Origin of the sequence: Alkalihalobacillus sp. NPDC127517 (assembly GCF_050276055.1) — a bacterium.
Lineage (GTDB): Bacteria > Bacillota > Bacilli > Bacillales > Bacillaceae_D > Alkalicoccobacillus.
Genome location: NZ_JBNNQX010000002.1, coordinates 298,218 through 316,716 on the forward strand (window position 1 = coordinate 298,218; position 18,499 = coordinate 316,716).

At 33.3% G+C, this 18,499-nt stretch carries 34 protein-coding genes and 1 tRNA gene; 2 read left to right on the forward strand and 33 right to left on the reverse strand.

Annotation, left to right across the window (positions count from 1 at the left end):
- Positions 1 to 21: 21 nt before the first annotated feature.
- The 9 genes from ACQKKO_RS03640 to ACQKKO_RS03680 all read right to left on the reverse strand — a co-directional run bounded on the left by ACQKKO_RS03640 (position 22) and on the right by ACQKKO_RS03680 (position 4,509).
- A complete protein-coding gene (locus ACQKKO_RS03640) occupies positions 22 to 393 on the reverse strand; it encodes a hypothetical protein (protein WP_498644416.1) in 372 nt (123 codons plus the stop codon).
- A 17-nt stretch (positions 394 to 410) separates the two neighbouring features.
- The gene (locus tag ACQKKO_RS03645) at positions 411 to 626 is read right to left on the reverse strand and encodes a hypothetical protein (RefSeq protein ID WP_498644418.1); all 216 of its coding nucleotides are present in this window, start codon (positions 624 to 626) and stop codon (positions 411 to 413) included.
- Positions 627 to 739: 113 nt separating this feature from the next.
- Positions 740 to 1,396, reverse strand: a complete 657-nt coding sequence (locus ACQKKO_RS03650; protein WP_498644420.1) for a hypothetical protein — start codon at positions 1,394 to 1,396, stop codon at positions 740 to 742.
- Between the two features lie 28 nt (positions 1,397 to 1,424).
- Positions 1,425 to 1,607 (reverse strand): hypothetical protein, encoded by a 183-nt coding sequence (locus ACQKKO_RS03655; protein WP_498644422.1) that lies wholly within the window; start codon positions 1,605 to 1,607, stop codon positions 1,425 to 1,427.
- 31 nt (positions 1,608 to 1,638) lie between these two features.
- A complete protein-coding gene (locus tag ACQKKO_RS03660) occupies positions 1,639 to 1,875 on the reverse strand; it encodes a hypothetical protein (protein ID WP_498644424.1) in 237 nt (78 codons plus the stop codon).
- Between the two features lie 48 nt (positions 1,876 to 1,923).
- Positions 1,924 to 1,997 (reverse strand) — tRNA-Ile (locus ACQKKO_RS03665).
- Between the two features lie 33 nt (positions 1,998 to 2,030).
- Entirely contained in the window at positions 2,031 to 2,348 is a 318-nt protein-coding gene (locus tag ACQKKO_RS03670; protein WP_498644426.1) for a hypothetical protein, read from the reverse strand.
- Positions 2,349 to 2,527: 179 nt separating this feature from the next.
- A complete protein-coding gene (locus ACQKKO_RS03675; protein ID WP_498644427.1) occupies positions 2,528 to 3,103 on the reverse strand; it encodes a DUF4352 domain-containing protein in 576 nt (191 codons plus the stop codon).
- Positions 3,104 to 3,240: 137 nt separating this feature from the next.
- Positions 3,241 to 4,509 (reverse strand): ATP-dependent DNA ligase, encoded by a 1,269-nt coding sequence (locus tag ACQKKO_RS03680; protein WP_498644429.1) that lies wholly within the window; start codon positions 4,507 to 4,509, stop codon positions 3,241 to 3,243.
- A 126-nt stretch (positions 4,510 to 4,635) separates the two neighbouring features.
- Between ACQKKO_RS03680 and ACQKKO_RS03685 the strand changes: the two genes are divergently transcribed.
- The gene (locus tag ACQKKO_RS03685; RefSeq protein ID WP_498644431.1) at positions 4,636 to 5,466 is read left to right on the forward strand and encodes an ATP-dependent DNA ligase; all 831 of its coding nucleotides are present in this window, start codon (positions 4,636 to 4,638) and stop codon (positions 5,464 to 5,466) included.
- 287 nt (positions 5,467 to 5,753) lie between these two features.
- Here the strand turns inward: ACQKKO_RS03685 and ACQKKO_RS03690 are convergent, their stop codons facing one another.
- The 22 genes from ACQKKO_RS03690 to ACQKKO_RS03795 all read right to left on the reverse strand — a co-directional run bounded on the left by ACQKKO_RS03690 (position 5,754) and on the right by ACQKKO_RS03795 (position 15,427).
- On the reverse strand, positions 5,754 to 5,960 hold the full coding sequence (locus ACQKKO_RS03690) for a hypothetical protein (RefSeq protein WP_498644433.1): 207 nt from the start codon (positions 5,958 to 5,960) through the stop codon (positions 5,754 to 5,756).
- A 2-nt stretch (positions 5,961 to 5,962) separates the two neighbouring features.
- Positions 5,963 to 6,226: a hypothetical protein gene (locus tag ACQKKO_RS03695; RefSeq protein WP_498644435.1), complete on the reverse strand. Its 264-nt coding sequence runs from the start codon at positions 6,224 to 6,226 to the stop codon at positions 5,963 to 5,965.
- Positions 6,227 to 6,260: 34 nt separating this feature from the next.
- Positions 6,261 to 6,440, reverse strand: a complete 180-nt coding sequence (locus ACQKKO_RS03700) for a hypothetical protein (RefSeq protein WP_498644437.1) — start codon at positions 6,438 to 6,440, stop codon at positions 6,261 to 6,263.
- A 216-nt stretch (positions 6,441 to 6,656) separates the two neighbouring features.
- The gene (locus ACQKKO_RS03705; protein WP_498644438.1) at positions 6,657 to 6,911 is read right to left on the reverse strand and encodes a helix-turn-helix domain-containing protein; all 255 of its coding nucleotides are present in this window, start codon (positions 6,909 to 6,911) and stop codon (positions 6,657 to 6,659) included.
- Positions 6,912 to 6,957: 46 nt separating this feature from the next.
- Complete coding sequence (locus ACQKKO_RS03710; RefSeq protein ID WP_498644440.1) at positions 6,958 to 7,134, reverse strand: hypothetical protein; 177 nt, start codon at positions 7,132 to 7,134, stop codon at positions 6,958 to 6,960.
- Positions 7,135 to 7,204: 70 nt separating this feature from the next.
- Positions 7,205 to 7,501 (reverse strand): hypothetical protein, encoded by a 297-nt coding sequence (locus tag ACQKKO_RS03715; protein WP_498644442.1) that lies wholly within the window; start codon positions 7,499 to 7,501, stop codon positions 7,205 to 7,207.
- A gap of 15 nt (positions 7,502 to 7,516) precedes the next feature.
- Entirely contained in the window at positions 7,517 to 7,924 is a 408-nt protein-coding gene (locus ACQKKO_RS03720) for a hypothetical protein (RefSeq protein ID WP_498644444.1), read from the reverse strand.
- Positions 7,925 to 7,977: 53 nt separating this feature from the next.
- Entirely contained in the window at positions 7,978 to 8,697 is a 720-nt protein-coding gene (locus ACQKKO_RS03725) for a hypothetical protein (protein ID WP_498644446.1), read from the reverse strand.
- Positions 8,698 to 8,737: 40 nt separating this feature from the next.
- Positions 8,738 to 9,064 (reverse strand): hypothetical protein, encoded by a 327-nt coding sequence (locus ACQKKO_RS03730; RefSeq protein ID WP_498644448.1) that lies wholly within the window; start codon positions 9,062 to 9,064, stop codon positions 8,738 to 8,740.
- Positions 9,065 to 9,136: 72 nt separating this feature from the next.
- A complete protein-coding gene (locus tag ACQKKO_RS03735; protein WP_498644450.1) occupies positions 9,137 to 9,424 on the reverse strand; it encodes a hypothetical protein in 288 nt (95 codons plus the stop codon).
- Positions 9,405 to 9,599, reverse strand: coding sequence for a hypothetical protein (locus ACQKKO_RS03740; protein ID WP_498644452.1), 195 nt, complete (start codon positions 9,597 to 9,599; stop codon positions 9,405 to 9,407). Before ACQKKO_RS03740 ends, ACQKKO_RS03735 begins: the two co-directional genes overlap by 20 nt.
- A 21-nt stretch (positions 9,600 to 9,620) precedes the next feature.
- Entirely contained in the window at positions 9,621 to 9,995 is a 375-nt protein-coding gene (locus ACQKKO_RS03745) for a hypothetical protein (protein ID WP_498644454.1), read from the reverse strand.
- A 50-nt stretch (positions 9,996 to 10,045) separates the two neighbouring features.
- Positions 10,046 to 10,246 (reverse strand): hypothetical protein, encoded by a 201-nt coding sequence (locus ACQKKO_RS03750; protein ID WP_498644455.1) that lies wholly within the window; start codon positions 10,244 to 10,246, stop codon positions 10,046 to 10,048.
- Between the two features lie 33 nt (positions 10,247 to 10,279).
- A complete protein-coding gene (locus ACQKKO_RS03755; protein ID WP_498644457.1) occupies positions 10,280 to 10,579 on the reverse strand; it encodes a hypothetical protein in 300 nt (99 codons plus the stop codon).
- Positions 10,580 to 10,707: 128 nt separating this feature from the next.
- Entirely contained in the window at positions 10,708 to 11,334 is a 627-nt protein-coding gene (locus tag ACQKKO_RS03760) for a hypothetical protein (RefSeq protein ID WP_498644459.1), read from the reverse strand.
- A gap of 40 nt (positions 11,335 to 11,374) precedes the next feature.
- Complete coding sequence (locus tag ACQKKO_RS03765; protein ID WP_498644460.1) at positions 11,375 to 11,746, reverse strand: hypothetical protein; 372 nt, start codon at positions 11,744 to 11,746, stop codon at positions 11,375 to 11,377.
- 1 nt (position 11,747) lies between these two features.
- A complete protein-coding gene (locus ACQKKO_RS03770; protein ID WP_498644462.1) occupies positions 11,748 to 12,011 on the reverse strand; it encodes a hypothetical protein in 264 nt (87 codons plus the stop codon).
- Between the two features lie 493 nt (positions 12,012 to 12,504).
- Positions 12,505 to 12,750, reverse strand: coding sequence for a hypothetical protein (locus ACQKKO_RS03775; protein ID WP_498644464.1), 246 nt, complete (start codon positions 12,748 to 12,750; stop codon positions 12,505 to 12,507).
- A 153-nt stretch (positions 12,751 to 12,903) separates the two neighbouring features.
- Entirely contained in the window at positions 12,904 to 13,362 is a 459-nt protein-coding gene (locus tag ACQKKO_RS03780; RefSeq protein ID WP_498644466.1) for a hypothetical protein, read from the reverse strand.
- 281 nt (positions 13,363 to 13,643) lie between these two features.
- Positions 13,644 to 13,883, reverse strand: coding sequence for a hypothetical protein (locus ACQKKO_RS03785; RefSeq protein WP_498644468.1), 240 nt, complete (start codon positions 13,881 to 13,883; stop codon positions 13,644 to 13,646).
- A 231-nt stretch (positions 13,884 to 14,114) separates the two neighbouring features.
- The gene (locus ACQKKO_RS03790; RefSeq protein WP_498644470.1) at positions 14,115 to 14,255 is read right to left on the reverse strand and encodes a hypothetical protein; all 141 of its coding nucleotides are present in this window, start codon (positions 14,253 to 14,255) and stop codon (positions 14,115 to 14,117) included.
- 32 nt (positions 14,256 to 14,287) lie between these two features.
- Entirely contained in the window at positions 14,288 to 15,427 is a 1,140-nt protein-coding gene (locus tag ACQKKO_RS03795; RefSeq protein WP_498644472.1) for an AimR family lysis-lysogeny pheromone receptor, read from the reverse strand.
- A 103-nt stretch (positions 15,428 to 15,530) separates the two neighbouring features.
- Between ACQKKO_RS03795 and ACQKKO_RS03800 the strand changes: the two genes are divergently transcribed.
- The gene (locus ACQKKO_RS03800) at positions 15,531 to 15,755 is read left to right on the forward strand and encodes a helix-turn-helix domain-containing protein (protein WP_498644474.1); all 225 of its coding nucleotides are present in this window, start codon (positions 15,531 to 15,533) and stop codon (positions 15,753 to 15,755) included.
- Positions 15,756 to 16,083: 328 nt separating this feature from the next.
- Here the strand turns inward: ACQKKO_RS03800 and ACQKKO_RS03805 are convergent, their stop codons facing one another.
- Together ACQKKO_RS03805 and ACQKKO_RS03810 are read right to left on the reverse strand one after the other, a co-directional pair.
- Positions 16,084 to 17,043 (reverse strand): phage lytic cycle repressor MrpR family protein, encoded by a 960-nt coding sequence (locus ACQKKO_RS03805; RefSeq protein ID WP_498644476.1) that lies wholly within the window; start codon positions 17,041 to 17,043, stop codon positions 16,084 to 16,086.
- Positions 17,044 to 17,071: 28 nt separating this feature from the next.
- Positions 17,072 to 18,385 (reverse strand): DNA sulfur modification protein DndB, encoded by a 1,314-nt coding sequence (locus ACQKKO_RS03810; protein ID WP_498644478.1) that lies wholly within the window; start codon positions 18,383 to 18,385, stop codon positions 17,072 to 17,074.
- Between the last annotated feature and the right edge of the window lie 114 nt (positions 18,386 to 18,499).

Consider the following 18,499-nt stretch of genomic DNA (forward strand, 5'->3'; position numbering starts at 1 on the left):
GCAGTCTCTTTTAAATCAATTTCAAGCGTAATTATTTAGATCTTCCATTGGAAAGCCTCTCTTGATAAATTCCTCAAATTCTTTAACTTTACCTATGTAACAAAGTACAATGTAGATTGAGCGCATATCTTTACGAGTTAGATTAACGTTGAAATAATCGTTCAAACGTTTTAGCAATCTTTCTGCATCCTTTGATTGGAGACCCTTGCCGATTGGACGACTCATAGCGAAGACTACCCACGTTTTTACTTCATCTATCGTCCTGCAATCACTTATTGATACGTAAGTATCCGTGTTATCATCTATAATCAACTCATCTCTATTGTTTAGATAATCGATTTTAAAGTCCTTCATAAACTGATAAACTTCATTTAAGTTCAGTTCTACTTTCAAAAATATTCACCTCCAGATTAATTTTTAATAATACTACTGACTTTATCAATTACCTGTATGTATCCAGAAAATGCCGACAAAGGTTCATCAAACAATCTTCTTGGTTCCTCTTGGGTATAAAAAGAATCTACGCAGCTATTGATTTCAACTAGTGCTTGTTTAAGTTCTAAATTTTCTTTCTCAAGTATCTTCTTTGCTTCATACAACTCACTTCTTGTCATTTCGATTTTCATATCGCGTACTCCTTTTATAATTTTAATTTAATGAAAATATTACCTTCCATTTACTCTCTAATACTCACTCATGCTCTCGTTTTCAAACCTAAAATCTCTATAAAATGATGCATTTATGCGTACTCCCAGACTATCCCTTCTTGTTCTCGTTTAATTCCAGCCTTAGATGTTTCTGAAAGTCGTATGGTCGCATCGTACTCTGATGCAGACGGTTTTATCAATACCGTTTCAATCACTCCCTCTTCACCTGAAGCTATGAGCTTAACTTTTCTACCGAGTATCAATTGACAACTTTTTTGATTAGGAAACACGAATTTATTAAATTTAAGCTGCTCTTTTGTTGCTATATTACCAATCGTATAGACCTGAAAAGCATCGTTGCCTACATTTGTTGCTGAATAGCTTTTCTTATCTAGATAACCCAATGTCGCAAAGTAATCTAATAGATCGTACAGAAAAGTTCTATCTGCTACACTAAAGTTCCCAGTGTTGCTAATTTTTAAAATCATTTTATCCCTAACTATGTATTCGTCTTGATTTAATGGCACTGCGTACTCAATATGTATGTTTCTATTTTTCTTAACGAAACGATAAGGGTTTGTTCGCTTATAAATCTCACCTTTAACCTTGCTTAACTCAACTGCAAATTGCGCTAAGCTATCCTTTTCTAGTAGTCCAGCAGTTACGTTTCTGTTTTTATCAACTCTTACTCGACGTTTATGAAATCCCCCGTTACCTGCTTCTTTAGTCCAAATTTTATCGTATATCATCTCAACAACTCCTTTTAAATATTTAATGTTACTCTTCGATTTCATTCTCATCGTCTTCAAGATTTAAGTACTCTCTTAACTGTTCAATCTCGCCAAATGTACTAAAGCAGTCCCTAGCATCACCTTCGAGTTTAGTAACTCTTTCATCTAATCTATCCAAGATACTTAAGATTCTTAGATAAACGTGGTCTTCGTGACTAAGATCTCTCATACTTTACCTCCGCTTAATATTCAACTAATATCTAAAAGACATGATCGTCAGGTAATTCCAAATCTTCATCAAAGCTAATTTGCTTTTCAACTGTGAGATAGAGAAATGTAAAATTTCTACCCATATTACGAGCTATACTGTATTGTATGTCTACGTGCTCTTCTAATTTCGGCTCTTCTTCTCCGCCCCACATCCAAAGTTCCTCACGTTCATAAGGATATTCACTTGTTACTGCATATACGACATAATTGACAATCGGTTTGCTCAATCAATTCGATCTCCTTTTATTTTATATTTTTAATTATGTGATGTTGAATGGACTTTGTAGGACTCGAACCTACGACCGTCCCGTTATGAGCGGGATGCTCTAACCAACTGAGCTAAAAGTCCGTGTTAAAGGCTCTATATAAGTGCCTAGTAAACTTAAGATGTAAATGCCGGACTCTGGTTGATTAACTCTTCAATCAAGGTTGGCTCATCTTCCCATTGAATAAAATTATATTTACCTAGCTCAACACTCTTATTTCTACTCTGCTCTTCAATAGACAATGGTGTTGCTGTCTCAATCCAAGTGTCATAACCCCCTCTAGTTTTCCCATACGGAGTGTAATTTGTTTCAATGTCTCTATGTGGTTTATTTACAAAAACCTTTACTGTCCCCATTTCATTTCTAACTAGATATCTAAATCCCTTAATGTAAAAATAGCTTAACTCAATAAACTCAGTGTGTTGTAAATCCACATTTAACATCTCCTGTTTATATATTTTTAATTATGTAAGGCCTATAAATAATATAGCACCTCAGTTTCAATATGTCTATACTTTATTTTATATTTTTAAAAGTATTTTTTTTTATTCTCATTAAAAGTCTTCTTTTAAGGAGTGGAGACACTAATCCCCACTCATCAACTATATGTATATTAAGGTTGGAAAATCCAAATTACTGGCTCAGTTTCATCCCAAGTCCATGTATCCTCAAATTGCAATTCGAACTCTGAACTCTCAGCTACATCAAAGTACAGTTTACCTGCTTTGTTCTTACCTTTAGGGATATCTTCGCTAATAGCCATTTCATCATAGCTATAGTACTGATCCATAACACTACCGTTTTCATCAGAAAGTGTGAAGTCTGTGTTATCAATGAAGAATGAATCGTCAGATTGATTATCTACAGTCATTTCAATAGTTAGTACTTTACCGTTGTCAGGCTCACCGTACTCAGCCGGATCAGTATATCCTGCAGAAGTAATAGTTACTTCACGACCATCACCTAAATCAACTGTATCGCCAACTGCAAAGATTAATTCTTCTGGCTCCACTTCTTCCTCTTCGGTTTCAGCATCGTCAGTGTTTTCTTCTGTATCTGCAGCTACTTCTTCAGTTTCAGTATCATCCTTCTCAACTTTTGAAGCTCCAGTCGAAGAATCATCTTCCGTTCCACATGCTGCAAGTGCTACAATAGAACTAAGACCAATCGTAAATAATACCTTTTTCATCTAAACTTCCCCTTTTTGTTCCATTTTTGTGGTGCTAAATTAATATACCACACTCTCTTTTAGGTGTCTATATATTTTATATATTTAATTATGATATTTTTAAAGCTAGAGACGGTCAAAGTCTCTAGCTTGTTTTATTAATAATAACTAACCTCTTTACCTTCTTCACGGAACATCTTGAATACAGGGAATGACACACTTACATTGCCAGTTTGTGATTTACTTTCTCTAAAGTACTGCACTTCTACTACTCGCCCCAAGTATCTATCTTGATTGTTCCATATCTCCTCACGCTGCTCATCAGAGAATCCCGAACCTACACCTAAATCAAATCCTTTATAATCAACTACGAGCTTACCAAGCATCCCTTTATACTTTCCTGTTCCCTCTACAAACCCAGTAACTTTTAAATCGGCCGTTAACATCGTCTTAAGTTTAAGTAATTTATCTGATCGCTTATTCTCCCAGATATCATCAGAATTAAGCATTAAACCTTCTTTACCTTTGCTATCCATTTCTTCGAGCATAGGAGGAATTACTTCTTTGTCAAACCCTACATATAAATGATGTACAACTCTTACGAACTCAAATTGACCGTCGATTAAATCAAACAGTCTGTCTTTTCTTTCAATAAACTTTGATTGAGATTTACCTTCTTTAAACTCTTCAACTGAAACCGCATCGAATAAATGAAGCACTACTCCTCTTTTCTCTCCATCTCTTTTAGCCAGTTTCAATGTTTGTTGAAGAACTTCTCTATCCTTCAATCCTTCATCGTCTTTAATAACCAATTCACCATCATAAACGCCATTAGGGAGTTGAAGTATTTCAGGCTCAAGCTCTACCAACTCCTGAATGGATTGCCCCTGTCTAGAGAAGAACTTCGCTTGTCCCTCTTCCTTAACAGCAACAACTCTATAGCCATCTAATTTCTCAGTGATAACAAATTCACCTGTTACTTTATGTTGTTCGTCCTCAAACTTCTTAGCTAACATCACACTAAACTCAGGACAGAAACCTTTGCCAAACACTTTATTCAATGTCTTAGCAGTACCTCCGATCTTCAATGATTTAGTTACGCACTGAGCATAGTATTCTTGCCATTGCTCTTCTTGAGCTTTGATAAACTCGGCCACTTTACTTACTGTCGCATCGTTACCAGTCTTATTGACCTTTAAATATTCAAATACACTTAATAGATCATCGAACTCATTTTTCTCACCAGCAGCTTCATTCAAGAATTTATTTAGCTTCTTATCTTTAATACCAAATACAATTAGTGGATTAAAGACGTTATATAATATCGATAGCAATGTCTCGTCTCCTTTATTGGCATTAAGAATTGCTTCTTTATCTAGTCTTCCTGAAGTTTCTTGAACTTGTTTGATTACTTCGAATTGTTTCATATAATTCTCTCCTTATTTCTCCATTTGTTCTATTCTATCTTCCACTGAAATGTATCTGTTACCATGTATTGTAGGATGATTCCACCTAAAATTACCTTTACAATTGAAAGTGGAGGTGAAAAGTAAATGTTTGTTTCTCCTATGTTACTACAGTCAAATCCTGTACCGCCTGATGATGAAAAAGAGTGGATCACTGAGCTAAAATTAGATGGTCATAGAATGATTCTAAGTAGATTTGACGGTAAGACCACTTTATATACACGTCATAACAATAACGTCACTCTTATGTATCCTGAAATTGCATCAATAGATATTAAAGATGGGACTATACTTGATGGTGAATTAATAGCACTTGATTCTAATGGCAAGCCTGACTTTGAAATGCTTCAGTTACGTTCTAGATCGAAGAAGCTAATAAACTCAGTTAACATTCAGTTTGTAGCATTTGACATTCTTTATCATGGTAATGAAAAGGTGATGTTCAAGCCTTTGACTCTTCGTAAAGAACTCATTCCCACTGTTATCCCAAATGACCAGCATTTTGTAGTTGCTCATAACTATATAGAAGGCAACGCAGCTACTTACTTTGACCTCGTATCTAAAATGGATCTTGAGGGTATCGTAGTTAAGAATCCTAATTCATTATACAAAAAGAATACGAGAAGTAAAGAATGGCTTAAGGTTATTAACTATAGTTATGAGGAAGTTTTCTTGTCAGGTTATAGAAAAGATGATTTTGGTATATTGGCAGTTGATGAGAATGGTAAGTGCTTAGGTACGATTGAGCATATGGGTATTCCTGCTAGAAAAGAATTTTATAAGAAAGCTAAAGACTTGATAACTGGTGAAGATAAGAAGTATGTATATATCAAGCCTACTCTCAAATGCAAAGTTAAGTATCGTAATTTAACTAAGAACGGCCTATTAAGAATACCGGTGTTTATGGAGTGGCTGTAATGGTTACTCCATATTTTTATTTAGTCTGAGTAGTAATTCCTCTCGAAGCGAATCGACCTCTTTATTGAGATCTTTGAGTGCTGCATAATCAATTGGAGTACTTAATCTTTCATGATTCAATTCAGTAAGAAACCTTGTGAAGTTATTAATGAGCTGAGTGTTATTAAGTGCAGTCAGATCAATTTTCAATTGCTTATCTCCTGTTTTATATTTTTAGTTTTATACCTTCCAAATGCTCTCGAATACTCCCAAATTCTCCGTTTTTCAAGCTTGATTTCTCGTTAAAATCACTGATTTATTTGGTTGCGGTACTTTAGAATCTCTTCTCTTTGTTTCTGATTAAGATGCTCAATTGATCCACTATGTCTTATTAAAACAGCCTTGTTGTTACCCGTTAGAAACAACTTATCACGTACATCCTCTTTTGTTATTTTACTGTTCCACACATGCTCCATAGTCTCTAATAAATCCTCTTTTGTTAATGACTTATTCATCATTACCTCCCTAAGCTATGCTTCAGCTCATAAAATTCTTTTATTAACTTCTCCTTAACTTCATCCTTATCTAAAATATCTTCCACCTTCTTCAACAACTTTTTAAATTCTTTATCCTCTGTGATTCCTTCTAAACCACCTACCCCTTTCCTGTTAGCAATGAAATCTTTGATCATTTTATTAACAGGCTCTAATTCGTCCCAAGCTTCACGATACTCTTCGCTTTCTTTATATCTTTTCATGTGCTGCTTTTTAAAATAGTCCAATAATACACCTGCCTTACAGTTATTATGTTTTTACTTAATATCTTTTACTGTAGATATCTGAGCTATTGATGGCGCTTCCGATAGTGGCTGAGATTGCTCCAGCTAAGAATCCGATAGTGTAAGTTGCATTTAGTTCTAGTCCAGTTGACATTATTAAAGAAATTGCTAAGAAGCCAATAATCCCGTAAACAGCCATTGTAAGTAGTAGATTCATATAACACATCCTTTTTTTTATATTTTTAATCTAATTCATCAGGTAAATCTAAACTAAATTCCTCATATGTATCTAACTCTAAAATATCTTGATTCATTCCTAACCCGTCATCCATAACATTATCCACTAAGTCTAAACTCTCTTCATTAAGCAACGTGTTTGAAAGTTCGTCTAACAAGAAATCAAATATAAAATCCAGTTAATTACCTCCTTTATCTAAATCTCACTTACTAATCTAAGAGTGTTCTCAAATATTTCAATCTGTAAGCTGCTGTCTCCAGCTTCTATGCGATGAATCAGACGCTTATCAACTCCTAAAGACTCTGCTAGTTCTTGCTGGGTCAGATTCTTCTGCAATCGCTCAGAGAATATTGCTTTCGCATAGTCTTGGTGATTTTGACTAAAATTATCTAACATGCTGCTCGGATACTCTTTTCTAAGCTCTCTGCCTAATTCATTTAAATCCTTCATATCTACCTCCTTATGCTTTCTTGATAAAAACTACCTTTTAACCAATTTACTTATTAATAACTGTCACGATCATAGATTCTTCTTTTACCACATAAATCTCTTTGCCTGTATTCTTATTAACTTCTAATCCCCAATTTTCCGCTTCTTTTTTGGTTTTAAAGCTTGCAAAACAGAGCGATTCTTCATCAATTACCTTATATTCAGTATTTACCTTGCTAAACATGAAAACCCTCCATTTTTTTTATATTTTTATTTACATCTTGAATATTCCTTACCATCTTCTCATTTTTAAACTATATTCTACTAGCTTTAGTCCATTTCCATCCATCAGTGTTGAGTTCAGACATCTCTTTTTGGATCTTGTTAAACTCATCCTCTGACATATTTAAGTCTGTGGTTCTCCTAATTGCATCTTCATATGGCTTAAGATGATTATTTAAAGTATCTTCTGCATCTTCTCTGCTTATGACTGATCCTGTTACGTTGCTGAGATAATCTTCTTTAGTCATGTTGTAGTCGCTAATACATTCAATGATGCTTGAATACCTACAGTAGAGACCATTAGGCTGCTTACAAATCATACCTGCCATCTAACACTCTCCCTTCTAATTTATCCATTCTAGCGTTTTATTTTCCACTTTATAATTCTTTATATTTCCTTTTACAAATGCAATGTTATAAGTAGTGAACATATTGGTAATTCCCCAAGGACTTAAGATTTCCTTTTCCAATTCTTTTAGTGAATTGAAAGATTTTATTAACTCCTTGCCATCGTGACCGCAATAATCGTATAAAAGGAAGTCCCCATAGACTGCTTCTTCTCCGCTTAACGGTATATCTCTTTCTTCATAGATATGATTTGACAAGTCGTTATTTGGATTTTTAATGTGATAGTTTCCATATTTAAAGTCTAAGCTTTCAAGCATATATTCTCTTCTGTGGTATATGCGGTCACTCACTTCAAATTCGCCTATTATCAGATCTATTAATTTACCAACTCGTATTTCAGTCACTATAAACCCCACCTTCTTTTTATATTTTAATTAAATGCAATCTTTTATTTAGATCAACCTAGCTTACAATTCTTTTTAATTTTATCAATTGGATGAGGCAAAGTTTCTTTTAAAACTTCTAAGTAATCGGCTTCTAACTTAATTAATCTGTTTCCGTTGTTATATTGAAATTTAAAGTACGTGGATCTCTTTGCTTGCCCATTTATGTATTTAATATAGTTATACCTTGATGAAACACGCTTCTTATTCCATACATCTACCATGTCACCATGCTTATTCATCATATAAGGAATCTTCTTACCATGAACTATGACTGGATACCATTTATATTTGAGTTTGCACCATTCTTCCACTTCATCATACTTATAGGCTTTATCTTTAGTTAGATACTTTTCAATCATCTTATTCAAAGCCCCTTCATTTACGTTCATTCCTGAATATACATAACATCTTTGAAGGCTTTTCACTGTTCCTGCGCCAATACTAACAAATTCTCCATGCTCTTTATAGCTGCCTTGATCAAACCAATAGTCTTTAATTTTCTCAATGCTTCCATCCTTCATCTTAAGCGTCAATTCTCTACCTGCGAATGCGTTGCCGTAAGGATACTTTTTCAAATGCTCACTTAAGATTACTCTTCCTTTGTTGTCAACAACAGAGCCTACATAATCGACTCCAATTTTTTCGTATGTAAGTTCTGGGATATTATCAAAAACAATTCTAAAATCACTTTCTGATAACTTAGCTATCTTTAATATTTTAATAATACACAACTCCTGATTTATATTTTAAATGATACGTCAATTTTCTAATTTAAACTTTCTTGCTCTCTTTAAATACATTACGTCTTCCTCTTTTATAATCTAAGAAAGGATCAGTTAATTCATTCTTCCAAGTAAAGACCTCTTCGCCATGCTCATCTTGCTCGTATGCATAGCTATAGTAGTCAATTTTATACGCTCCTTCCGGCAATGATTCACTCCACCCTGTATTGTCTAGTTCCTCCAATAACTCTACAAACTTGTGCTGCCATTCATTTGGCATAGATTGAATCACCGATCTTGGTAAAACTAAGTAGTTAGAATAAGTTAAACCAAAGTAATTATGTACATCACGCTTATATTCATTTTTATTATTCATATCATCACTCTTTCTCATTTATATTTTAGTTTATTTTACCTACATATACCTTATTTCTATAAAAACATCGATTTATTGTAAATCACTCTTCAACACACATTCCAAATAATCAAAATTTATATCGTTGCTTTGTAACTGCCTTGTCACTTTCTTATGTGCATTAATTATTGAGGAATCTTTAATCACAATTGTTAAATCTTCTCCCATATCAAAGCCACCGACCTTGAAATAGTGAATATCATCGTCTTCTGCTTTTATACTGTTTCTGCCATCTATATAACCTATATGTTTAGCGAATTCTAATCGCTCTTCATTTATTTTATTTCTTCTTTGATTTAAATTATTTTTTAGATTGCTCATTCTTTGTATCCTCACTTGGATCAAATTTCACAAACTCAGTTTCCTTATCCCATTCTTCAGCAAGCAAAGTTTCACACTTATCACTGCAACATATATCCTCGTTCTCTGCTGTTGATTTAGATACTTCATAAACATTTAAGCAGTTCATACAACTTTCTTTGCCATCAACAATCATATTAATCCTCCTCAATCAAAGTTAGCTTTTATCCAGCTCTTCCTTACGTTGTTTTAGTTTAGTCATTTTGCTCTCTATCTCTGCCATTTGAAGCGCAACTTCCTCTGCTTCTTGCATAGCCTCAACTGATTCTTTTAGCTTCTTTAGTACCTGAGTTGGCTTACTCCTTGCCCACATAAAGTACTGTTCTTCATTTAACATTTCATAATTCGAATTGACTTCGGTGTTTTGACCTGTCCTATACCTAGTTACTGCATATTTTATTAACTGTCTGTATAGTGAACTTTTCTCATTAAGGGTTAGTTTAAGTTCATTTAATGAATTGCAGGCTTCAAAATACTCATTTACGGCAGCACTACCTTTGTTTACAACGTTATAAGGTATACCTAAACTCAAATATAGTCGCTCCTCTCTCAATCTAAGTAAGGTTTTAACTCAATTACTTTCTACCTAAGTCCAACTTCTTCTTTTAGGTCGTCATATTCCTTCCATAGTACTTGTCTCATTCTTTCTAACATCATCCGATACTCTTCGTTTGTGTGTTCACAATTTTTAGAGCTTGGCTTTCCATCTTCATATAAGAATGTGTTTAACGATTCAGCCATAACCCTAATTTTAGTTGTCGTATCCCAAATTCGCGAAGCCATTTTATCTCCTCCTCTTCATATGAAAGTTTCGTTTTAAATAAATTTAGAATTTATTTTCACATTAGCCATCAGTTTTTTCAGTACTATTCTTACATCTTTTAACTCTTCAAAAATATTTATGACCCAATCTGGCACAGGGTCTTCTTCATCCTTATTTAACTCCAACATTTCGAGAATAAGCTCGCATTGATCCAAAGTGTTTTCAGCACTTTGGATCGCCCTTGTCTTAGTCTGTATTTCTGCTAGCCCTTCTATAAATGTTTTATAATCTAAAACCTCTTCTTTAATAGCTGTAGTCTCATTGATCATTTGGTTAATATTACAACTCCCCATTTAATCCAACCTCCTTGTTTATTTTTATATTTGTTTTGTCTAAGTCTCATCCGCTTAAATGTTAATTACATATTTGACCCTTATGTATCAGTACTTAAAGTGTCTCAATTCTCGGTAAAATCGGTAATTTATCTATTACTAATCTTTTCAATCAGCCTTTTAATTTCTCTATTATCTTTTTGCAAATCTGCAATGAATTTTCCTGTTCTATTAAAACTTTCTGAACTTGATCTATCTATTAATTGCGATTCACTAAGTCTTGCGATATCACTGTTGCATTTCTCGATTTTCTTATCAAACTCAGTTACCCCTACTTTAAGGTCTTCGTCATCGCTAACATCTTCAATTACATCTTCTGGACTTAATATAATAGTAATGTAGTCGACTCCTTCATTTTCATAATCTAAACCGATTAGATCTAAAAATTGCTTAACGTATTCCATGTGATCTTGTTTAACCGAAGCCAACCTTTTACTTTGTCCCTTAGATGATGCTGCCCCATTATAGTAATTGACCCATTCCAGCGCACTACGTAACAAGCCGGCTTTGGATTCAATTTTTATACGATAATTTTTCTTCATTTCTTCTGATACGTCTTCTGTTAATTCGTGGTCTTCAATAAATTCTTCAACCACTTTATTAATTATCCTATCTCTGGGGCTGGTATCGTCATTAATGTATGTAATAAATTTAGCTATTAGGTAAACCACTATCACTGCACCAGCCAGACTTAGCAAAACATAAACAAGTTCCAACTTATCGCCTCCTTTATAAACTCATTTTAAAATTCCACATTTAATTAGTGCTGAACATGTCCATAATTTCTTTGATTACGTAGTATTCAGGATTAAAGAGTTTAAGCAAGCTTTCAGGTAACTCAAACCCAAATGCCACAATAGCAAAACCCAGCGCTGCGATACCAATGTAGTAGTAAATGTCATTTGCATGCCTGTTGACTTCAACCCAATTATCCTTTAAATGCTTAATCACTTTCACTATAATAAGACTAAACAGGACTATACAAATCAATGATATAGATCCGTAAACAATCCCTTCTACCATCATCTGTTTAGTCATTAAAGTATAAACATGTTCTGCTGCTACTCCTAAGTTTGTTGCTATTGCATCTATGTATTCGCTTGCCTTATCAAATATCTGTTCATTCATTTTATAGATCACTCTCCATATTTATATTTTCATTATCACTCTTGCAATCTAATACTCTCTCTGCCAACTTATTTAGCTCGTTTGCTAATTCACTATGCTCATCGTCACTCTGTAAGCCAACTTCATCAAACATTCTAATCTTATCAAATAAATTATCTAACTCATTTTTAGGCTTGCTATTATGCACCAACACAAGTTCCTGATGACCTTGAAACCAGTTCTTATCCCCTAAAGAGGACTTCTTAACCTCAATTACTTTCTCCATTATCCTTCCTCCTTCATAAAATCTTTCTTTTATTATTCGTCCTTCTTTCTAACTTCCTTATATGTACGCCACCCGCATCTGTTGAATAGTCTTAAGTTCGTTCCTTTATATGTGTTGTACCAAATGTTCATTTGTACTTCTTCGATCACATGCTTAATGTACTGCAGTATTCTTATCACCTCTTCCTAGATACTCCATAGTAATCATATAAACTCTGCTCACTGCATAAGCACTCTCCTTAAATTCACTAACCATCGGATGTACACAGCTCCAACCTAAGCTCTCTTTATCACGTACTCTGTTCACTAAATCAATTTTACTTGTGCTGCGAAGAATGTTTCTAACTCCAACCTTTAACATGTCATCACCTATATTATTTTATATTTTTAATGTTAAGCTAAAGTAAGCTTATTAGAATACTGAAACCACTTCTTAAGTAAATTCTTGAACTTCATATGTAAGTACTCCTTCCTTCTATATTGTAAAATTCATATCAGTCTTCTTCCTTATCGCTCATTAAACTGTTTGCACTCGTACCCATCATCAGTGTGAAATGCAGTTTAAATTCCTCTGACAAGAGTGTAGTCAGGATGTATGCTTCATTACCATCAACCTCAACTCCTTCTAAGTCTCTATTAGCAGCTTCCATGATTCTTTCAACAGCCCAGTGAGCTTCCATATTAATTAGATCAAGCATTTCCTTAGACTGTGCAATCTCTCTTAGCTTCTCAGATGACATCTCTTATGATCTCCTATCTCTTTAAAACTATCTTTTTATTTCTTAATTACTATAATATAGAATAGTGTATACATAGTCAACGATTATTTTATATTTTTAATAAATGATCTTTGTTTCGAAGGCGACTGCCTAAGAATCGCCTTTTATGCATTTTCACTGCAACCTGTAATTTGAATATTGTGCTTTATGGTTCAGTTCAAAATATATCTCAGACACGCTCCTTAGATGGATATCTTTGATCACAATAAATCTTACACTGTATTTGTCCTCTATGATTTCTCTGGCCTCTATTGGCTTTATTCTAAGCATGTCAGCCATTTTATAAGTAAGCGGAGCCTTCATGGGAGAAAGCTGCCTAAAGTGCTCTCCTATGTCTTTAGCAAGCCATTCGGAATGATTCACATATACCACTTCATCATGTTCATTAGTGATTAAGTAAATGCCAGATAGCTTATCATTATGTTTTTCTCCAAACACTTCTCGAAAACGTTTAAAAGTTAATCCCTTAAGTCTGTAGCTAGGAGTGAGCATCATACATTTCTCTATTTCTTGGAGTTGCACCTGAATATCCTCATAACTACTTACTTCTTTTTCCTTAAATAAGTTATACATTTTAAATTAACCTTCTTCCTAATAAAATACAGTTATTTAAGACCTAGTTAATTTCTTTATTTTACCACAATAAGTTTTATTCTAGGAATATATTATACTTTAATTTCCTATATAAACAACAAATAAACGCAAAACAGCGAGTAATGCGTAATAAAACTTTAACATTACTCGCTGTGCGAATTTCGTAGTATATTTTATTCAGTTGTGCTATACTTCATTTAGTTAATTTATATAACCAATGAACTAACTCTAGGCTACTAGCACCGCAAATGCTATGTAGTCTATTTTTCTTGTAATTCATCATTCATTTCAAAAACATAGTCCAAAATTTCTTTTGTTGTAATGGTGATGACTTGTCCATCAGACATCTTAACAGTTACTTCCACTGGATCAATTCCAACTGACACCATGTCTTTAATGACCTTCATCCAAGCCTCTGATTCGCTGGTAGCCCTTATGCCTTTACGAAAGTCAATTCTCAATTGTCCTACTGCTTCATAGTCCTTATCTTTTGATGTCATTCAAAGCCCCACCTTTAATTTTTTGTCTTCTAATCGAACGTTCGTTCCCTCTTTTATCTATCATACTACAAATTTAGCATCTAGTGAACTGTAATCACCAAATGTAACTAAAAAACATTTATATTTTTTCAGTTACATTCACTTTAAATGACGAAAGACGCTATTTCCTTATTGGATCAGCGTCTTTCTTATATGTCATTTAAAATAAGAACAGGTATTTAATTTGTAAAATTAAGGTTTTGCTTGCCAAGGCGGCTTACCGCCTGTCATTGGCTGAAAAATCACATCGTCAGACTTTGCCTCCATTGTCGCAACGGAAGCTGTAACTAATACTACTGCAACTAGTACTGCTGCTAATGCTTTCTTTAACATATAATATCACCTCCTTTAAAGAATATACGGCTTTAAATAAGTTCGACTACTTCTTCAGGAATTCCCATAGCTCTCATTTGTTTGAGGGCAAGATTTATATAAAACTTATCTCCAAGTGATCTAAACGCCTTAACACTTTTGCTTAGGAAGCTAAAATCATTATGTATAATGCTCTTGAAGTAAAAATGAAAAGCAAGCTCCCTTGTTGAAAGGTTATCCTCGTTATAGCTATCTAGAAGTTGATCCGCTCTACTATAGTCCCTATTCACCCAAACTAGATTTGCAACTCTATCTTGAATAGCAGAGTTAATATCTGCTGATACGCCAAAAGGTTTCACTTTCCAATATGCATTATGCACATTAATTGAGCTAACTATATCACTCGAAACAATCTCTTCTTCACTATAATTAGCAAGTGCTTTGTTATAGTTTATAATCCCTAGCTCATAACTAGTAAAAAGATAAGACATACCAGTTTGATGGTATGCACCACCCTTTGTAAGAGAACATTCACTAGCAAAATCAATCAAATTCTTAGTCATTCTTCTACATTCGTCTACTCTACCTAAAAATAGAGCTACTGTAGACATGACTCTATAAACTCTTACTCTATAACTTTTTTGGATAAGTTCATCATCGACTTTGGAGAGGTGCTTTTCCATAGTGCAGCAAACATCTGCACACTCATCAAACAGTTCAATCTTATACAAATGAGTTATATGAAGTATCTTCTTCAGAACACTTAATGTTTCATTTTTAGTTCTTAATGAATCAAATTGCTCATTAAAACCTTTCATGCCTACTCTTTCAATTAATTTATAAAACTTACACCATTCTTTAGTTTCTCTATTTCCTAAAGATTCGAGTCTATCAAGCATTTCGTATCTCTTAGCCAATCTGTTCATAAAAGAATATTCTAAAGCTTGTTTTGAAAAAGTGGTATTTACTTTTATGATTTGAAAATAATCGTCTAGAACTTCATCTCTATTCTCAATTTCAATGGCTTCTAATAACTTCAGCAAGTTTGGCAGACTAGACATCTCTCTATCATCGTTATTAAGAAATTGATAGATACCCTGCCTCTTACTGTTTATTAGTCCAGATACTTTAGTACAAAGAGTAGAGTCTTTATGGAATTTTAGTTTTATCACTTCTTTCATGGCTACTGTCATTTATCCCAACTCCAAAAGTAAGATAGTTCGTGCAATCACTTTTCTTAAATGAGAATGAATGTTAATATAAGTTATAATTTCATTCAATGGAGGTTTGGCAATTATGGCCGTAAAGTTTAGAGCCAAATTATGCCTACTCCACTACATACTTGATAGGTACAGCATGACTAATGCCCAACTCGCTGATCTAACTGGAATAGCCCCTTCTTCATTATCTAGCTATGCCAATAATCATACTATCATGAATCTCGAAACAGCAATGACTGTAGCAGAAGCGATAGGGTGTGAAGTTCGAGACCTTTATGAGTGGACAACTGTAAAAAGTTAGTAGGACAAAAGGAGCTTGGCCTCTTTTTGTACACTTTCGTTTAGCATGTAGTACATTTCAAGGTACTTTACTCCTACCATTTTCCTCTTTCAATGTAACCCTAGTATATTATGGCAAGTTCGCCAAGGCTAGGGGTATTTTTTGTTGAACTGTATACATCTTTGTCGAATCATAGATTATTGACAAAAATCAGACAAAAATCTATACAGTTGGACATGACTTCCAACTAATGCTAGTATAACCCATCTCTATATCTTTGTCCACTGTTTTATATTTTTATTTTTATGTATTAACTAAAGCCCTTTTACAGGGATTTAGTTGATTAAAATTATCCGTATATCTCTTGTATTCTCTCTTCATTTATAACTGTTTTAAAGTCTGAAATACGAGCGTTTGCTAATCCACTTTCTAATTCACTAATACCAAATTGATCAGCTATCTCTTTCCACTGGGGTCTTTTTAATTCCCCATCTCTATCTAACAAATTCTTGGCCATATACAACATACCTGACAATCTCAACGTCTGTCTTTTAAATTGTTTATAACCTTCTTCTTTATAATGAGCGCTTATTTCTCTATTTAAAAATGTACTTGTTTGACTAGGAAGCGTATTTTCTCTATTTAATTTTATTAATCTATCTTCGTATTTATATAAAGGATACTCTCTTCCTGAAGATCCTTTAATTATATTTTCATTCTCAGCTTTTCTAGCTAGTTCTAATAATCTATCTGAGACTTTTATATATCTCACTTCTCCATTATCATCAACTAATTTAAGTTTGTTTTGATCGGCATCAATAAATTCTGAGTTGTTTTTAATATTAATAATTTCTGAACCACCCTTGCCCCAAGCACCCTCAAAAATCAATCGAGATATTACTGCTTCTCGATAACTATTAAAAATTTCATCTTCAAAACGAGTAACTTCATCAATATGCAATAATAAAACTTTAGAACTATCAAATAAACTAGATAAGTATTCAGACCCACTTATTTCTCTGAGCCTGTTTGTATTTTTCTTAGCTAAATTATTTTTTATTGCCCAATCTATATAGTTTCTAAATACTGTTACAGCTTGTCTTGCACTATATTGACTTAAATTCATTCCATAAATAGTGTCTGCAATTTGATTTAAATCAAAATCGTATAAGTCCTCTTCAAAGATACTCTCATTAATACTAGACTTCTTAAAAAGTATTTCATACTGTTCTTTAGTTTTCTCTGATTTATAATTTTCATTTAGAAATGCTTTTTTGTTTTTCTCATTGTATATTTCTTTAACAGTCATTCATTCCATCTCCTTTTATGAGAGCTATTTAATTATTTTCTATTATAGAGAAAAAGTATTTAGTTAGTTTAGTTTCTGCATTTGATGAAATTGTTTTATCCTCTTTAATAACTTCAAGTTCAATCCATAAAGAATTATCATAGCTAAAATCAATGTCTTTAATCGTTTTTGCAACTGCTTTATAATTTAATTTCATTTCTTTAGCTTTCCCAGTTAGATTAACTAATGCGCCCCAGAATGCAGTTTTATAAAGCAACGACTGCCTGTTAGAGGGCAATGCATTATCCATCAATTCAGGGAATGTATACGTAACTTCATCAAGAGCTTCTACTAGATAATCTGCAGCATATTTAGTGTCGCTTCGATCATTTAAATCAAAGCTTTTGTCTGCTGCACTAGCTAATGTAGCAAAAGTAGTAAGCGTATTTGCTGAATTTATTTGTGAGTTTTTAGCTACCTTACTGCCTAATTGAGAGTCCTCGATAAAACGTCTAATTACCTCTGCTCCAAGGTCATTTTCATCCATTCTACGCTTGTGAGAGGTCAATATAGGGTGATAGGTATTAATCTGTGTAAAAGCTCTTCTTGCCCCTTTTTCAGAGGTATTCTTAATCTTAATTGGAACCTGCATTTCAATACTAGGATTATTTGCCTGCTCTCCAGTTAGAGCTAGAAATCTGTGATATCCATCAATACAATCAAATAAAGTCCCCTTAGTAATTGTCAGCTTATTTAATTCTTTATTATATACAACTTCTCCAACATTCATATCGTCAGCAGTATCTCTTCTAGCATTAAAAACTAATAAAGAACTTTCTAATTCTTGTTTCTTAAGCAGCTCTCTCATCTGGTTAACATGATTCATATTAATATCCGCTTCAAACACTCCATTAACTTCTTTGCCACTTCGCTGAGTTTTTTCGTTATATCTAACTTCTCCACCGTTATCTAATCTTCTTAATGTAGCAATATCAACAAATATTATATATTCATCATTAACCTGATGAGCATTATCAAAAGTATGTGGAAATGTAATCTTATCACTCACATAACCCTCGAAAGTTGATCCATAATCTTTAATCTCATTGTTTGTGAAATAGTTGCTTGGGTTTAAGGCATCTACACTATTTAAACTATATAGAGCATTAGTAAATACATATAACTCTGCCTCATCCATTTCATCAAGTTGGTTTGGATTGTTTAAAATTGAGATGACTCTCCCAGTAGAAACTTTATAATTTGATACAGCCTTTTGAAGTTCTACTAATTTTGTACCTTTATTATAATTACCTAATTCATCTTTAATTCTTTCTAACAACTTACCTTTTGCTTCTACAAACAAAAATTTCACCTCTTTATATTTTTATTTATTCTCTAATTATAGACCATTTAGAAAAAATATAAAAGGAATTTCAATATATTTTTCACTTACTTTTTAAAAATCCAGAAAAACATA

What these genes read in the sequence shown, in the direction of transcription:
- ACQKKO_RS03645 (WP_498644418.1), bottom strand. Translation starts at nt 626, where the DNA reads ATGAAAATCGAAATGACAAGAAGTGAGTTGTATGAAGCAAAGAAGATA.
- ACQKKO_RS03650 (WP_498644420.1), bottom strand. Translation starts at nt 1,396, where the DNA reads ATGATATACGATAAAATTTGGACTAAAGAAGCAGGTAACGGGGGATTT.
- ACQKKO_RS03655 (WP_498644422.1), bottom strand. Translation starts at nt 1,607, where the DNA reads ATGAGAGATCTTAGTCACGAAGACCACGTTTATCTAAGAATCTTAAGT.
- ACQKKO_RS03675 (WP_498644427.1), bottom strand. Translation starts at nt 3,103, where the DNA reads ATGAAAAAGGTATTATTTACGATTGGTCTTAGTTCTATTGTAGCACTT.
- ACQKKO_RS03680 (WP_498644429.1), bottom strand. Translation starts at nt 4,509, where the DNA reads ATGAAACAATTCGAAGTAATCAAACAAGTTCAAGAAACTTCAGGAAGA.
- ACQKKO_RS03685 (WP_498644431.1), top strand. Translation starts at nt 4,636, where the DNA reads ATGTTTGTTTCTCCTATGTTACTACAGTCAAATCCTGTACCGCCTGAT.
- ACQKKO_RS03690 (WP_498644433.1), bottom strand. Translation starts at nt 5,960, where the DNA reads ATGAATAAGTCATTAACAAAAGAGGATTTATTAGAGACTATGGAGCAT.
- ACQKKO_RS03700 (WP_498644437.1), bottom strand. Translation starts at nt 6,440, where the DNA reads ATGAATCTACTACTTACAATGGCTGTTTACGGGATTATTGGCTTCTTA.
- ACQKKO_RS03705 (WP_498644438.1), bottom strand. Translation starts at nt 6,911, where the DNA reads ATGAAGGATTTAAATGAATTAGGCAGAGAGCTTAGAAAAGAGTATCCG.
- ACQKKO_RS03710 (WP_498644440.1), bottom strand. Translation starts at nt 7,134, where the DNA reads ATGTTTAGCAAGGTAAATACTGAATATAAGGTAATTGATGAAGAATCG.
- ACQKKO_RS03715 (WP_498644442.1), bottom strand. Translation starts at nt 7,501, where the DNA reads ATGGCAGGTATGATTTGTAAGCAGCCTAATGGTCTCTACTGTAGGTAT.
- ACQKKO_RS03730 (WP_498644448.1), bottom strand. Translation starts at nt 9,064, where the DNA reads ATGAATAATAAAAATGAATATAAGCGTGATGTACATAATTACTTTGGT.
- ACQKKO_RS03735 (WP_498644450.1), bottom strand. Translation starts at nt 9,424, where the DNA reads ATGAGCAATCTAAAAAATAATTTAAATCAAAGAAGAAATAAAATAAAT.
- ACQKKO_RS03740 (WP_498644452.1), bottom strand. Translation starts at nt 9,599, where the DNA reads ATGATTGTTGATGGCAAAGAAAGTTGTATGAACTGCTTAAATGTTTAT.
- ACQKKO_RS03750 (WP_498644455.1), bottom strand. Translation starts at nt 10,246, where the DNA reads ATGGCTTCGCGAATTTGGGATACGACAACTAAAATTAGGGTTATGGCT.
- ACQKKO_RS03755 (WP_498644457.1), bottom strand. Translation starts at nt 10,579, where the DNA reads ATGGGGAGTTGTAATATTAACCAAATGATCAATGAGACTACAGCTATT.
- ACQKKO_RS03765 (WP_498644460.1), bottom strand. Translation starts at nt 11,746, where the DNA reads ATGAATGAACAGATATTTGATAAGGCAAGCGAATACATAGATGCAATA.
- ACQKKO_RS03770 (WP_498644462.1), bottom strand. Translation starts at nt 12,011, where the DNA reads ATGGAGAAAGTAATTGAGGTTAAGAAGTCCTCTTTAGGGGATAAGAAC.
- ACQKKO_RS03775 (WP_498644464.1), bottom strand. Translation starts at nt 12,750, where the DNA reads ATGTCATCTGAGAAGCTAAGAGAGATTGCACAGTCTAAGGAAATGCTT.
- ACQKKO_RS03780 (WP_498644466.1), bottom strand. Translation starts at nt 13,362, where the DNA reads ATGTATAACTTATTTAAGGAAAAAGAAGTAAGTAGTTATGAGGATATT.
- ACQKKO_RS03785 (WP_498644468.1), bottom strand. Translation starts at nt 13,883, where the DNA reads ATGACATCAAAAGATAAGGACTATGAAGCAGTAGGACAATTGAGAATT.
- ACQKKO_RS03790 (WP_498644470.1), bottom strand. Translation starts at nt 14,255, where the DNA reads ATGTTAAAGAAAGCATTAGCAGCAGTACTAGTTGCAGTAGTATTAGTT.
- ACQKKO_RS03795 (WP_498644472.1), bottom strand. Translation starts at nt 15,427, where the DNA reads ATGACAGTAGCCATGAAAGAAGTGATAAAACTAAAATTCCATAAAGAC.
- ACQKKO_RS03800 (WP_498644474.1), top strand. Translation starts at nt 15,531, where the DNA reads ATGGCCGTAAAGTTTAGAGCCAAATTATGCCTACTCCACTACATACTT.
- ACQKKO_RS03805 (WP_498644476.1), bottom strand. Translation starts at nt 17,043, where the DNA reads ATGACTGTTAAAGAAATATACAATGAGAAAAACAAAAAAGCATTTCTA.